Annotated in this window: 13 protein-coding genes; 10 read left to right on the forward strand and 3 right to left on the reverse strand. The window is 70.5% G+C overall.

Going from position 1 to position 13,457, the window contains the following annotated elements:
• Positions 1 to 264 precede the first annotated feature (264 nt).
• The 6 genes from aroA (at position 265) to AB9M23_RS21790 (ending at position 7,045) form a co-directional block, all read left to right on the forward strand.
• Positions 265 to 1,533 (forward strand): 3-phosphoshikimate 1-carboxyvinyltransferase, encoded by a 1,269-nt coding sequence (aroA, locus tag AB9M23_RS21765; protein ID WP_372426811.1) that lies wholly within the window; start codon positions 265 to 267, stop codon positions 1,531 to 1,533.
• 213 nt (positions 1,534 to 1,746) lie between these two features.
• On the forward strand, positions 1,747 to 2,847 hold the full coding sequence (locus tag AB9M23_RS21770; protein ID WP_372426771.1) for a TRAP transporter substrate-binding protein: 1,101 nt from the start codon (positions 1,747 to 1,749) through the stop codon (positions 2,845 to 2,847).
• Positions 2,848 to 2,880: 33 nt separating this feature from the next.
• The gene (locus tag AB9M23_RS21775; protein ID WP_372426772.1) at positions 2,881 to 3,477 is read left to right on the forward strand and encodes a TRAP transporter small permease subunit; all 597 of its coding nucleotides are present in this window, start codon (positions 2,881 to 2,883) and stop codon (positions 3,475 to 3,477) included.
• A gap of 46 nt (positions 3,478 to 3,523) precedes the next feature.
• A complete protein-coding gene (locus tag AB9M23_RS21780; protein WP_372426774.1) occupies positions 3,524 to 4,888 on the forward strand; it encodes a TRAP transporter large permease in 1,365 nt (454 codons plus the stop codon).
• Between the two features lie 207 nt (positions 4,889 to 5,095).
• A complete protein-coding gene (locus tag AB9M23_RS21785; RefSeq protein ID WP_372426775.1) occupies positions 5,096 to 5,647 on the forward strand; it encodes a TRAP transporter small permease subunit in 552 nt (183 codons plus the stop codon).
• Between the two features lie 6 nt (positions 5,648 to 5,653).
• The gene (locus tag AB9M23_RS21790) at positions 5,654 to 7,045 is read left to right on the forward strand and encodes a TRAP transporter large permease (RefSeq protein ID WP_372426776.1); all 1,392 of its coding nucleotides are present in this window, start codon (positions 5,654 to 5,656) and stop codon (positions 7,043 to 7,045) included.
• Between the two features lie 356 nt (positions 7,046 to 7,401).
• Here the strand turns inward: AB9M23_RS21790 and AB9M23_RS21795 are convergent, their stop codons facing one another.
• Together AB9M23_RS21795 and AB9M23_RS21800 are read right to left on the reverse strand one after the other, a co-directional pair.
• On the reverse strand, positions 7,402 to 8,778 hold the full coding sequence (locus tag AB9M23_RS21795; protein ID WP_372426777.1) for a PleD family two-component system response regulator: 1,377 nt from the start codon (positions 8,776 to 8,778) through the stop codon (positions 7,402 to 7,404).
• A gap of 15 nt (positions 8,779 to 8,793) precedes the next feature.
• Positions 8,794 to 9,165, reverse strand: coding sequence for a response regulator (locus tag AB9M23_RS21800; RefSeq protein WP_372426778.1), 372 nt, complete (start codon positions 9,163 to 9,165; stop codon positions 8,794 to 8,796).
• Between the two features lie 139 nt (positions 9,166 to 9,304).
• On the opposite strand from AB9M23_RS21800, the gene AB9M23_RS21805 reads away from it, so the two are divergent.
• Both AB9M23_RS21805 and AB9M23_RS21810 read left to right on the forward strand, forming a co-directional pair.
• Entirely contained in the window at positions 9,305 to 9,577 is a 273-nt protein-coding gene (locus AB9M23_RS21805; RefSeq protein WP_372426779.1) for a DUF3572 domain-containing protein, read from the forward strand.
• Between the two features lie 14 nt (positions 9,578 to 9,591).
• Positions 9,592 to 10,872, forward strand: a complete 1,281-nt coding sequence (locus AB9M23_RS21810; protein ID WP_372426780.1) for a DNA polymerase IV — start codon at positions 9,592 to 9,594, stop codon at positions 10,870 to 10,872.
• A gap of 176 nt (positions 10,873 to 11,048) precedes the next feature.
• Here AB9M23_RS21810 and AB9M23_RS21815 read toward each other — a convergent pair whose 3' ends face one another.
• Positions 11,049 to 11,495: a Fur family transcriptional regulator gene (locus AB9M23_RS21815; protein ID WP_372426781.1), complete on the reverse strand. Its 447-nt coding sequence runs from the start codon at positions 11,493 to 11,495 to the stop codon at positions 11,049 to 11,051.
• A 142-nt stretch (positions 11,496 to 11,637) separates the two neighbouring features.
• Between AB9M23_RS21815 and AB9M23_RS21820 the strand changes: the two genes are divergently transcribed.
• A complete protein-coding gene (locus AB9M23_RS21820) occupies positions 11,638 to 12,627 on the forward strand; it encodes a metal ABC transporter solute-binding protein, Zn/Mn family (RefSeq protein ID WP_372426782.1) in 990 nt (329 codons plus the stop codon).
• Between the two features lie 8 nt (positions 12,628 to 12,635).
• The gene (locus tag AB9M23_RS21825) at positions 12,636 to 13,457 is read left to right on the forward strand and encodes a metal ABC transporter ATP-binding protein (RefSeq protein WP_372426783.1); all 822 of its coding nucleotides are present in this window, start codon (positions 12,636 to 12,638) and stop codon (positions 13,455 to 13,457) included.

The following is a 13,457-nucleotide window of genomic DNA, read 5'->3' on the forward strand; positions in this document are numbered from 1 at the left end:
CTCGTCCGCCCCGGTGCCCGCGACGCGCGCGAGGCTCCCCGAGACGCCCGCCCGAGACGCCCGCCCGAGACGCCTCTGTGCGAGGAGAGCCGCGCGCGCCGCGGGCTTGACGCGTCGGCGCTTCGGCGCCAAAGCCCCACCGAAGGATCCCGGGGCCCGCTCTGCTTCGTCACACGCGCCGTCCGCCGTCGCAGCACCGGGGCCATCGTCGCGCGCGGTTTCGCGTCAACCATCGGGAGCACCGTCATGGAGTTCGAGCCGGACATCGCACACGCCGCCGCCGTGACGATCACGCCTCCCGGGCGGCCGCTCGTCGGGCGGGTGACTCCGCCGGGCTCGAAGTCGATCACCAATCGCGCACTTCTGCTGGCCGGCCTGGCCCGCGGCGAGAGCGTGATCGGCGGCGCGCTCGCCAGCGACGACACGGGCCACATGGCGCAGGCGCTGCGCCGCATGGGCGTCCCCGTGCGCCAGGAGGAGGCCGACGACGCGACGACCTTCACCGTCTCGGGCAACGGCCGCCTCGCCCCGCCCGACGGGCCGCTGTTCCTCGGCAACGCCGGCACCGCCATGCGCTTCCTCACCGCGGTGGCCGCGCTCGTCGAGGGCACGGTCGTCCTCGACGGGGACGCGCACATGCGCAAGCGCCCGATCGGTCCGCTGACGGCGGCGCTCGGCGCGCTCGGCGTCGAGGCGCACGACACCGCGGGCCGCCCGCCGGTGACCGTGCACGGCCGAGGCGGCTTTCCCGCCGACACGGTGACGATCGACGCCGGCCTCTCGAGCCAGTACGTCTCGGCGCTGCTCATGGCGACCGCCTGCGGCGACCGGCCCGTGACGGTGGCGCTGTCGGGCGCCGAGATCGGCGCGCGGGGCTACGTCGACCTCACGCTCGCCGCGATGCGGGCCTTCGGTGCCGAGGTCGTGCAGGAGGATGCCGGCCGCTGGCGGGTCGCACCCACGGGCTACCGCGCCTGCACCTACCGGGTCGAGCCAGACGCCTCCGCCGCCACCTACCTCTGGGCCGCCGAGCGGCTCACCGGAGGGGCGATCGACCTCGGCGTCGCTCCTGCGGATATGACCCAGCCCGACGCCGCCGCCCACGCCCTCATCGCGCGCTTCCCCAACCTGCCGGAGACGATCGACGGCTCCCAGATGCAGGACGCCGTTCCCACGCTCGCCGCGCTCGCCGCCTTCAACGAGACGCCCGTTCGGTTCGTCGGCATCGCCAACCTGCGCGTCAAGGAGTGCGACCGTGTCCACGCGATGGCGACCGAACTCGGTCGCGTGCGGCCGGGCCTCGCCCGGGAGGAGGGCGACGATCTCGTCGTCGCCGGCGGCCCCGATCTCGCCGCGAGCGCGGGGCCCGCGCGAATCGAGACCTGGGCCGACCACCGCATCGCCATGAGCATGGCGCTGGTGGGCCTGCGCGTGCCGGGCGTCACCATCCTCGATCCCGCCTGCACCGCGAAGACCTATCCGCGCTATTGGCGCGATCTCGCCCGGCTGGGCGTGGCCCTGCGGCCGGAGTGACGCGGCCGTGGGCACCGGCGCCGCGCCTTAGACTTTCGGCTAGGTCGGCCGGCGCGGAATGCGCCTTGAATCCCATGCATGGCTGAGGCTATCGTGGCGCACGTCCGGCCCTCGGGGGGTCGGCCGGAACCCGTGCGCGCGCCCGAACGCGACAAGAGCATCCGCCGGCCATCGGCGGCGGCGACGCGCATCCACGAATGGGAGAACGCCTTCATGACGAAGAAATTCGGACTGCGCACGACCGCGCTCGTCACCACGCTCGCGGCGACCGCGCTGGTCGCCATGCCGCGCGACGCCGCGGCGGAATTCGACAGCGTCCGCTGGCAGATCCCGATGTCCTTCGCCTCGACGCTCACCGCGCTCGGCGACACCATGCCGTGGGTGTCCGAGGCGGTCTCCGCGGTCTCCGGCGGCGAGGTGACGCTCCAGGTCATGGAGCCCGGCACCCTGATCCCGCCGCTGGCGATCTTCGAGAACGCCTCCCTCGGCAACATCGACGCCGGCTATTCGTGGATGGGCTACGAGCGCGGCCAGGTGCCGGCCTCGGCGCTGTTCGGCGCCACGCCCTTCGGCCTCGACAGCCCCGGCTTCATCGCCTGGATGTACTTCGGCGAGGGCGACCGGCTCCTCAAGGAGACCTTCGAGCCCCACGGCGTCTACCCGATCCTGTGCGGTTCGATCAGCCCGGAGGCGTCCGGGTGGTTCCGCAACGAGATCACGAACGTGTCCGACCTGCAGGGCCTCAAGTTCCGCGCCGCCGGCGTCGGCGGCGAGATCATGCAGGAGCTGCAGATGTCGGTGACGCTGCTGCCGGGCGGCGAGCTCTACCAGGCGCTGGAGACCGGCGTGCTCGACGCGACGGAGTTCTCGCTCCCCACGGTCGACGAGCAGCTCGGCTTCTTCCAGGTGGCGAAGTACTACTACCTGCCCGGCTGGCACCAGCCGTCGACCAATCAATTCCTCTACGTCAACCTGGACGTCTGGAACGACCTCAACGACCAGACCAAGGCGCTCATCGAGACGACCTGCACCGCGGGCGTGACGATGGCCATGGCCAAGGCCGAGGCGCTGCAGGGCCCGGTGCTCTCCCGCTTCCAGGAGCAGGGCGTGAATCTCGTGGTCTGGTCGGACGAGTTCCTCGACACGTTCTGGGAGGCCACCCAGACCGTGATGACGCGTCTCGGCGAGCAGGACGCGCAGTTCGCGAAGGTCTACGACTCCATGATCGCGTTCCAGCGCGAGCACGCCGAGTGGTACGCCAAGGGCTACCTGCCGCGGGACTGGGCCTACAACAACCTCCTCCAGGACCAGTGATCGCGTCCTCGGCCTGATCGAGAGGTCTTTTCCGTGGCCAATCTCCACGTGACGCCCGAGGGGGCGGCGGCCGATGCCGCCGCCTTCTCCCTGCCCGAGACGGCGATCTCCCGCCCGCTCGACGCGTTCGTGCGCGTCGTCGGCGAGGCCTTCTCGTGGATCTGGGCGATCCTCATCGTGCTCATCGTCGGCAACGTCGTCCTGCGCTACGCCGTGGGCACGAACTTCGTCGCGCTCGAGGAGCTGCAATGGCACCTCTACGCGATCGGCTTCATGATGGGCCTCGGCTACACGCTGCTGAAGGACGGGCACGTGCGGGTCGACGTGGTCGCCGAGCGGTGGCCTCACCGGCGGCGCGCCTGGGTGGAGCTCCTCGGGCTCCTGTTCTTCGTCGCTCCGTTCATCTACGTGGTGATCGCCTACGGGCTCCCCTTCGTCGAGCGCTCCTGGAACCTGAACGAGACCTCCCCGGCCCCCGGCGGGCTTCCCGCGCGCTGGTTCATCAAGTCCTTCATCATCACGGCGTTCGCCTTCCTCGGCATCGCCGCGTTCTCGCGGCTGACGCGGGTGACGGCCTTCCTCTTCGGCGCGCCTCGGCCGACCGGCGGGCCCCGCGCGACCGAGACCTGACCCATCACACTGGCGCGGGCCCGGGTGGCCCCGGAGGACGCAGGGCGTGCTCGAGACCTACGAGTTCCTGGTCATCGCGATGTTGGGCTCCTTCATCGCCTTGATCTTCACCGGCTTCCCGATCGCGTGGCTGCTCGGCGGCATCTCCGTCATCTTCGCCGTGCTCGCGATCCTGCTCAACGACCATCTCGGCATCGACACGTTCAACCTGCGCAGCGACCGCGTGTTCGCCTTCTTCGCGCAGCGCATCTACGCGCAGATGTCGAACTGGGTCCTCGTCGCCCTGCCGATGTTCATCTTCATGGGATTGATGCTCGAGCGCTCCGGGGTCGCCGACAAGCTCATGACGAACTTCGTCAAGCTGTTCGGGCGCTTCCGGGGAGGGCTCGCGATCGGCGTGATCCTCATCGGCATCCTACTCGCGGCCTCGACGGGTATCGTGGGCGCCTCGGTGACGCTGCTCGCAATGCTGGCGATGCCGGTGATGCTGGCGCAGAACTACTCGAAGTCGCTCGCCTCGGGCGTGATCGCCTCGGCGGGCACGCTCGGCATCCTGATCCCGCCGTCCGTCATGCTCATCCTGATGGCCGACCAGCTCTCGCTGTCGGTGGGCGAATTGTTCATGGGGGCGCTGATCCCCGGCGTGCTGCTCGGCGTCGCCTACATCGTCTACGTCTTCGTCGCGGCCCAGATCTTCCCCAAGCTGGCGCCGGCGCCGAAGGGGCTGGAGCCGGTGAGCTGGACCCTGATCCGCGATACGCTGCTCGCGGTCGTGCCGCCGATCCTGCTGATCCTGGCCGTGCTCGGCTCGATCTTCTTCGGCATCGCGACGCCCACCGAGGCCTCGGGCGTCGGTGCGGCGGGCGCGACGCTGCTCGCCATCGCCAACCGGCGCTTCTCCTACGCCGTGCTGCGGGACGTCTGCTACAAGACCACGCTGACCACGGCGTTCATCTTCGGCATCTTCCTCGGGGCGACGGCCTTCGCCGTGGTGCTGCGCCAGCTCGGCGGCGACGAGTTCATCGCCCACATGCTGAACGCGATCCCGCTCCCGCCGGGCGGCATCGTGCTCGTGATCCTCTTCATCGCCTTCCTCGCCGGCTTCTTCCTCGACTGGCTCGAGATCACGCTGATCCTTCTGCCGCTGGTGGGGCCGGTCGTGGTCGGGCTCGGCTTCGAGCTCACCTGGTTCGTGGTCCTGTTCGCCGTGACGCTGCAGACCTCGTTCCTCACGCCCCCGGTCGGGTTCTCGCTGTTCTACCTCAAGGGGGTCGTTCCACCCGAGGTGAAGACGACGGACATCTACACCGGGGTGATCCCGTTCGTGGCGATCCAGGTGCTCGTCGTCACGACGGTGTTCGGCTTCGAGGAGCTCGTCCTGTGGCTGCCGGGGCAGATGTACGGCCGTTGAGGCGCGCCCGCCGACGTGGCTGCCGTGCGGCCGCGATTGGCCGTTGACCTGGGGGAATATCCGTATCATACGGCCTACGCATGCGGGCGTGCGCGAATGCGCAGGCCCGCGGTCCGCGCGCGGCACGCCGTCGGCCGGCCGCGGGTGTCCGGGAGCAACGTCGAGGACGCGCGACAACGCGCGCCGCCGGGGGGTGGGAGGAGCCGAGTGCAGATCGTCGCGTGGGTGATGCGCGCCTTCAGCGGTGTGAACCGCGTGGTGGGCAACGTCTTCTCATGGCTCGCCCTGGCCATCGTCGTCGTCTGCTTCACGGTCGTGCTGCAGCGCTACGTGCTGTCGACGACGCAGGTCTGGATGCAGGACCTCTACGTCTGGCTGAACGGCGCCATGTTCACCGCCGTCGCCGGTTTCGCGCTCCTGCGCGACGACCACGTGCGGGTGGACATCTTCTACCGGCCGGCCTCGGTGCGCAGGAAGGCCGTGATCGACCTCGTCGGGGTCCTGATCTTCATCGTGCCCTATTGCTGGGTCCTCTACGTCTACAGCCTCCCCTGGCTGCAGCGCTCCTGGCGGCTCTTCGAGACGTCCCCGAACTTCGGCGGCATGCCCGGCTACTTCGTCCTCAAGACGTTCATCCTCGTCTTCGCCGCGCTGATCCTGCTCCAGGGCCTCGCCATGATCGCGCGCAGCATCCTCATCCTCGGGGGGCGCGAGGATCTCGTGCCCGAGGATCTGCGCTACGGCCACGGCAAGGAGTAAGCCGGCATGGATCCCGTCCTCCTCGGCGAGATTCTCGCCGGTACGATGTTCTTCGGCATCATCGGCCTCCTGATGCTCGGCTTCCCCGTCGCCTTCACGCTGGCGGGCGTGTCGCTGATGTTCGGCCTCGTGGGCATGTGGCTCGGCGTGTTCGACCCGTCGAACTACGCTGCGCTGCCGTCCCGCTACATCGGCTTCATGACGAACGAGGTGCTCGTCGCGGTGCCCCTGTTCATCTTCATGGGCGTCATGCTCGAGCGCTCGGGCATCGCCGAGCAATTGCTCCTGACGATGGGCAAGCTGTTCGGCAGCCTGCGCGGCGGGCTCGGAATCTCGGTCGTGGTCGTGGGCGCGCTGCTCGCGGCCTCGACCGGCGTCGTCGGCGCCACCGTGGTGACGATGGGCCTGATCTCGCTGCCCGCCATGCTGCGGGCGGGCTACGACCCGCGGCTCGCCTGCGGCGTGATCTGCGCCTCGGGTACGCTCGGGCAGATCATCCCGCCCTCGACCGTGCTCATCTTCATGGGCGACATGCTCTCGGGCATCAACGCCCAGGTTCAGATGGCGAAGGGCAACTTCGCCCCGGCCCCGGTCTCGGTCGGCGACCTCTTCGCCGGCGCCTTCTTCCCCGGCCTGATGCTGGTGGGGCTCTATCTCACGTGGATGGTGATCAAAGCGGCGGTCTCGCCGAAGAGCTGCCCGGCCATGCCGGTGCCGCCCGAGGAGCGCAGGCACCTGCCCCGTGAGGTCGTCACCGCGCTCGTGCCGCCGCTCCTGCTGATCGTCGCCGTGCTCGGCTCGATCCTGGGCGGCATCGCCACGCCGACGGAGGCCGCCTCGGTGGGCGCGGTCGGCGCCTCGCTTCTCGCCGCGCTGCGCTGGAAGCTGAGCCCGCGGACGCTCAAGGAGGTGGTGATCTCCACCGCGACGATCACCTCGATGATCTTCATCATCCTCTTCGGCGCCTCGGTCTTCTCGATCGTCTTCCGCCTCATGGGCGGCGACGCGCTGGTGCACGACCTCCTGTCGGGCCTGCCCGGCGGCAGGCTCGGCGCGGTCATCGCGGTCATGGCGATGATGTTCGTGCTGGGGTTCATCCTCGACACGTTCGAGATCATCTTCATCGTCCTGCCGATCACCGCGCCGGTCCTGCTCGCGCTCGACGTCAGCCCGGTCTGGCTCGGCGTGATCGTCGGCATGAACCTGCAGACCTCGTTCCTGACGCCGCCCTTCGGCTTCGCGCTGTTCTACCTGCGCGGCGTCGCACCCTCGAAGGTGACGACGGGGATGATCTACCAGGGCGTGATCCCCTTCGTGATCCTGCAGGTGATGGCGATCGCGCTGCTCTTCGTCTTCCCCCAGATCGCGACCTGGCTGCCGAGCGTGCTCTACGGCTGAGCACGCGCCGGCGCGTGCGTCACGAGCCCGTCCGACACGAACACCCCGGCGCCGCGCGGCGCCGGGGTGTCGTCGTCGTCAGCGATGACGGGAGAGAGGTGGCCGGCCGGAAGCGGTCATGAGGAGGCCATTGTCCGCTTCCGAGCCGGCCGTGCCCTGCGAAAACCCAGGAGATGCGGCGGACCTGGACATCGAGGGCGTCTCGTGGGCGGAGGCCGCTGGTCGGTTCCGCCGTCGAGGTGCACCCTACAGGAACCCGAATGCGGCGCAACAGGAGTCGCGCCGCCGCACCGATTCATTCTTCGTAAAGGTTAAGATGCGCGCGATCGCGCCCCCGGGGCGGCCCGCGGGCCGCCTCAGGCCGCGGCGGCGACGACGCGGTTGCGGCCCTCCTCCTTCGCCCGATAGAGGGCGACGTCGGCGCGCTTGAGGATGTCTGCGGGGCCGCGGTCGTCGAGGCTGCGCGCGGCGACGCCGATGGAGACCGTGACCGGGATGGCCCGCGTGCCCTGATGGATCGCGAAGGGCTCGGATTCGATGCGCTCGCAGATGCGCTGCGCCACCGCGCGCGCGCCCTCCAGGCCGGTGTCGGGCACCACGACGACGATCTCCTCGCCGCCGAAGCGGGCGACGACGTCGATGCCGCGCGTGAGCGAGCGGATGCGTGTGGCGAACTCCCGCAGCACCTCGTCGCCGGCGTCGTGGCCGAACGTGTCGTTCACCGACTTGAAGCGGTCGATGTCGAGCACGAGCAGCGACAGCGGGCGGGCCCGCAGGCTCGCCTCGTCGAAGAGTGCCGCGAGATGGCTGTCGAGGTAGCGGCGATTGTGCAGGCCGGTGAGCGCGTCGGTGACGGCGAGTTCGAGGGAGACCTGCACGCTCTCGCGCAGCCGCTCGGCGAAGCGCTTGCGGCGCACCTGGGTGCGCACGCGCGCGACGAGTTCGTTGCGGTCGACCGGGCGGGTGAGGAAATCGTGCACGCCGATGTCGAGGCCGCGCAGGATGCGCCCGCGGTCCTCGGCCTCCGCGATCATCAGGACGGCGAGGTCGCGCGTGCGCTCGAGCGAGCGCAGCTGCGAGCACAGCCGCAGGCCGTCGAACTCCTGCAGGTCGAGAGAGACGAGCACCGTGTCGTAGGCTCCCTCCGCCGCGCGGATCAGCGCTTGGTGCGGATCGGGCTCGACGTCGACCCGGTGCAGCTGGGAGAGCGTCGCCGCGAGCCGCTCGTGCGAGGAACGGCGGTCGTCGACGACGAGGATCTTTGCGTTCTGACCGTCCTCGGCGGCGGCGGCGGCGAGCGGGTCGCCGACGAGCCCGTACTCGCGCGAGGCCATGGCGCGGGTGCGCAGCTCGTCGGTGACGGACTTCAGCCGCACCAGCGAGCGCACGCGGGCGAACAGGGAGGCGTCGTCGACGGGCTTCGTCAGGAAGTCGTCGGCGCCGGCGTCGAGGCCCTTGAGCCGGTCGCTCGGCTGGTCGAGCGCGGTGACCATGACGACGGGCAGGTGCGCTGTCGTCGGGGCGTTCTTCAGCCGCCGGCAGACCTCGAAGCCGTCCATGCCCGGCATCATCACGTCGAGCAGGACGATGTCGCACTGGCCCTGCTCGCAGATCGCCAGCGCGTCGGGGCCGTTCATGGCGGTGACGACGTCGAAGTACTCGGCCGAGAGCTTGGCCTCGAGCAGCTTCACGTTGGGGAAAATGTCGTCGACGACGAGGACCCGGGCTGTCATCGGAAACTCACTCCCTCACGCGTCGCCGACATAGGTGCGGACCGTCTCGAGGAACTTCGCCACCGAGATCGGCTTCGAGAGATAGGCCTCGCAGCCGCCCTCGCGGATGCGCTCCTCGTCCCCCTTCATGGCGAAGGCGGTGACGGCGACGACGGGAATCGACTTGAGGTCGTCGTCCTCCTTCAGCCACTTGGTCACCTCGAGGCCGGAGACCTCGGGGAGCTGGATGTCCATGAGGATCAGGTCGGGGCGGTGGGAGCGGGCCAGCTCCATCGCCTCGAAGCCGCTCGCCGTCTTGAGCGTCGCGAAGCCGTGCGCCTCCAGCAGGTCGTTGAAGAGCTTCATGTTGAGCTCGTTGTCCTCGACGATGAGCACGGTCTTCTTCATACCGGACCTCGGGTGGCGTGCGCGGGGCGATCACGCCCCAAGCTCGCGTTTGCTCGGATGGTGCCTTGTACCGTACACCTATTGACGAATGGTCAAATCGGAAGCCGAGCCGGTGAGAACCGAACGTCGCCCAACAAGCATGAACGCCGCACGCGCGGAGGGGATCGCCGTCGCCGCCCTGGGGCTGATCGCCGCGGACGAGGAGCGCCTCGCGCGCTTCCTCGCGCTCACCGGCCTCGATCCCGGCGGGCTGCGGGCGGCGGCGGCCGAGCCGGGCTTCCTCGCCGCGATCCTCGACCACGTCGTGGCCGAGGAGGAACTGCTGCTCGCCGTCGCAGAGGCCGCGGGGGAGAGCCCCGAGGTCGTGCTGCGGGCGCAGATGCTGCTCTCGCCCCCCGCCTTCGACGCCTGAAGGGGAGCCTCGCCGTGCCCGCCGCGGCCGCCCTGTGCCGGGACTGTCTGCATCTCGCGCCGGCCGCGCCGGGCCCGCGCCCGCGCTGCCGCGCCTGCGGCTCGCCCCGGCTCGTGGCGCATCCCGAGCTCGCCGCGCTCTCGATCGCCCACGTCGACTGCGACGCCTTCTTCGCCACGATCGAGAAGCGCGACGATCCCTCCCTCGCCGACGAGCCGGTGATCGTCGGCGGCGGGCGGCGCGGGGTGGTGTCGACCTGCTGCTACGTCGCGCGCACCTACGGCGTGCGCTCCGCGATGCCGATGTTCAAGGCCCTCGACGCCTGCCCGCATGCCGTCGTCGTCCGCCCGGACATCGCCAAGTACGCCGCCGTCGGGCGGCAGGTGCGGGCGATGATGCGCGACCTCACGCCGCTCGTCGAGCCACTGTCCATCGACGAGGCCTTCCTCGACCTGTCGGGCACCGAGCGCCTCCACGGCGCGCCGCCGGCGGTGACGCTCGCGCGTTTCGCCGCGCGGGTCGAGCGCGAGATCGGGATCACGGTCTCGGTGGGGCTCGCCCCCAACAAGTTCCTGGCGAAGATCGCCTCGGACCTCGACAAGCCCCGCGGCTTCGCCGTGATCGGCGCGGCCGAGGCGGCCGCGTTCCTCGCGGACAAGCCCGTGGGCATCCTGCCGGGCATCGGCGCGGTGGCGCAGAGGACGCTCGCGCAGGCGGGCTTCGCCCGGGTCGGGCAGATCGCCCGCGCCGATCCCGCCCGGCTCGTCGCCGTGGCGGGACGCGACGGGCTGCGGCTCAAGGCGCTCGCCGAGGGCCGGGACGCGCGGCGCGTCGAGCCCGAGCGCGAGACGAAGAGCGTTTCCGCCGAGACCACCTTCGAGCGCGACATCACGGCGCTCGCCGAGCTCGAGCCGATCCTCTGGCGCCTCGCCGAGAAGGTCGCCGCGCGCCTGGCGGCGGATGGCCACGCGACCCGCAACGTCGTGCTCAAGCTGAAGACGGTGGATTTCAGGCTGCGCACCCGCACCGTTTCCGGCCTGCCCCCGACGCAGCTGGCGACGCGTCTCTACGAGGCCGGCCGGCGGCTCCTCGCGGAGGAGTGCGACGGCACCGCCTTCCGCCTGATCGGCATCGGCGCCGGCGACCTGTGCGACCCCGCCCTCGCCGATCGCGGCGACCTCGCCGACCCGGACGTGCCCCGCGAGAAGAGCCGCGCCGACGCCATCGCGGCGCTGCGCAAGCGCTTCGGTCAGGGAGTCGTGCAACGGGGAATCGTGCTGCGCGACGGGGATTGAGGAGAAGCGGCGCTCCTCCCCCATCGGGGGAGGTGGATCGGCGCGAAGCGACGAGACGGAGGGGGCGCCGAAAGGCGCTTCGGCGGAGCCGAAATCGGGCACGTCGCGCCGCGGGACCCCACCCCTGATCCGCTCCGCGGATCGTCCCCGCCCCGAGGGGGCGGGACCGCGGCAGCTCAGCCCTTCCGCTTCCGGCAGTACAGCTCCAGCCTGTGGCGGACGACCTCGTAGCCCAGCTCCTCGGCGATCTCGGCCTGGAGCTTCTCGATCCGCTCGTCGTGGAACTCGAGCACGTCGCCGGTCTCGATGTCGATGATGTGGTCGTGGTGCGGGGCGTCGGCGGGCTCGAAGCGGGCGGGTGCGCCCTCGAAGGCGTGGCGGTGGACGACGTTCTGCTGCTCCAGCACGGACAGCGTGCGATAGACCGTCGACAGCGAGACGGAGGCGTCGAGATCCTGCGCGCGGCGGTGCAGTTCGTTGGCGTCGGGGTGGTCCTCCGCGCGCGAGAGAACCTCGATGAGGGCCGCGCGTTGGCGGGTGATGCGCACGCCCTTCTCGCGCAGAGCCTCCTCGAGCTCCCGCGCGCGATTCTCGATCAGGCTCTCGGAATCGGGTGTCGCCATGGGCGGCACGCTACCCAACTGCGACGCATTTGCAAGAGCCAGATGCGAATGGATCGCAAGAGCGTTGACAGATGCAAATCATTCCCATATGCGTCTAGGTGAGGGCGGCGCCGGAGCCGCGCAGGGCAGCAGGGAGAAGGGCATGAGGACGACGAAGCGGGGGTTCAAGGGGAGGATTCTCGGGCTCGCGGCCGGCGCGATCGCCGCGGCCGGGCTCCTTGGGATGCCGGCGGCGCGGGCCGAGAGCGCGTCGATCGACGTCGTGGCGACGACCGGCATGATCGCGGACGCGGCGCGTGCCGTCGGCGGCGATCTCGTCGCGGTGACCGCGCTGATGGGTCCGGGCGTCGACCCGCACGCCTACCGCCAGACCCGCACCGACATCCTCGCGCTCGCCGACGCCGATCTCGTCCTGTGGAACGGTCTCTACCTGGAGGCGCAGATGGAGGGCTTCCTCCGCGACCTCGCCGACGCGACGAGCGTCGTGGCGGTGGCGGAGGCGCTGCCGGAGGAGCGGCTCGTCGCCCACGACGATTACGACGGGCGCTTCGACCCGCACGTGTGGATGGATCCGCGCCTGTGGGCGGGCGTCGTCGAGGCGGTGCGCGACGCGATGATCGCCGTCGCGCCGCAGCACGAGGCCGCCTTCGCGGCGAACGCCGAGGACCATCTCGGCGAGATCGCGCGCCTCGCGGACTACGCCGACGGCGTCCTCGGCTCGGTCCCCGCGGGCAGCCGCGTGCTGCTGTCGGCCCACGACGCCTTCAACTATTTCGGGCGGGCCTACGGCTTCGAGGTGGTCGGCATCCAGGGCATCTCGACCGAGAGCGAGGCGGGCCTCGCGCGGATGGAGGAGCTCGTCGACATGCTCGTTTCGCGCGACGTCGGCGCCATCTTCGTCGAGACCTCGGTGTCGGATCGCAACATCCGCGCCCTGATCGAGGGCGCGGCGGCGCGCGGACACGAGGTGATCGTCGGCGGCGAGCTGTTCTCCGACGCCATGGGCGAACCGGGGACCTGGGAGGGCACGTATATCGGGATGATCGACCACAACGCCACGACCGTCGCCCGCGCGCTCGGCGGCACGGCGCCGGAGCGCGGCATGGACGGCCGCCTCGCGGCCGGGACGTGAAGGACACGATGACCATGCATGCAGGCGAGGTTCGTCTCGCAGCCGAGGACGGCCGGGCCATGCGCCCGGCCGCACCCGTCGACAGCCCCTTCGCCGTGCAGGAGACGACCGTCTCCTACGGGGACAAGCCGGTCGTCTTCAACGTCGACTTCGTCGCGCCGGCAGGCAGCATGGTCGCGATCGTGGGGCCGAACGGCGCGGGCAAGTCGAGCCTGCTGAAGGCCGCGCTCGGCATCGTGCCCTCCGTCTCCGGGCGCGTCACCGTCTTCGGGGAGCCGCTGGCGAAGGCGCGTCGTCGCATCGCCTACGTGCCCCAGCGCGCGAGCGTCGATTGGGACTTCCCCACCCGGGTGATCGACGTCGTCCTGATGGGGATGTACCGCGAACTCGGCCTCCTGCGGATCGTGCGCCGCGCCCATCGCGAGCGCGCGACCGCCTGCCTCGCGCGCGTCGGCATGGCGGACTTCGCCGATCGCCAGATCGGGCAATTGTCCGGCGGGCAGCAGCAGCGCGTCTTCCTCGCCCGCGCGCTGGCGCAGGGCGCGGATCTCTACCTCCTCGACGAGCCCTTCGCCGGCGTCGACGCGGCCACCGAGAAGGCGATCGTCGACGTGCTCGGGAGCCTGAAGGCCGAGGGCAGGACCGTCATCGCCGTCCACCACGATCTCGCGACGGTGGCGGAGTATTTCGACCACGTGCTGCTCCTCAACGTGCGCAAGATCGCCGACGGGCCGGTGGCCACCACCTTCACGGGCGAGAACCTGCAGGCGACCTACGGCGGGCGTCTGGCGACCGCCCACATCGACCAGCTGAAGCTGGCGGGCGCTTGA

This window comes from Salinarimonas chemoclinalis, assembly GCF_041514305.1.
Classification (GTDB): Bacteria; Pseudomonadota; Alphaproteobacteria; order Rhizobiales; family Beijerinckiaceae; genus Salinarimonas; species Salinarimonas chemoclinalis.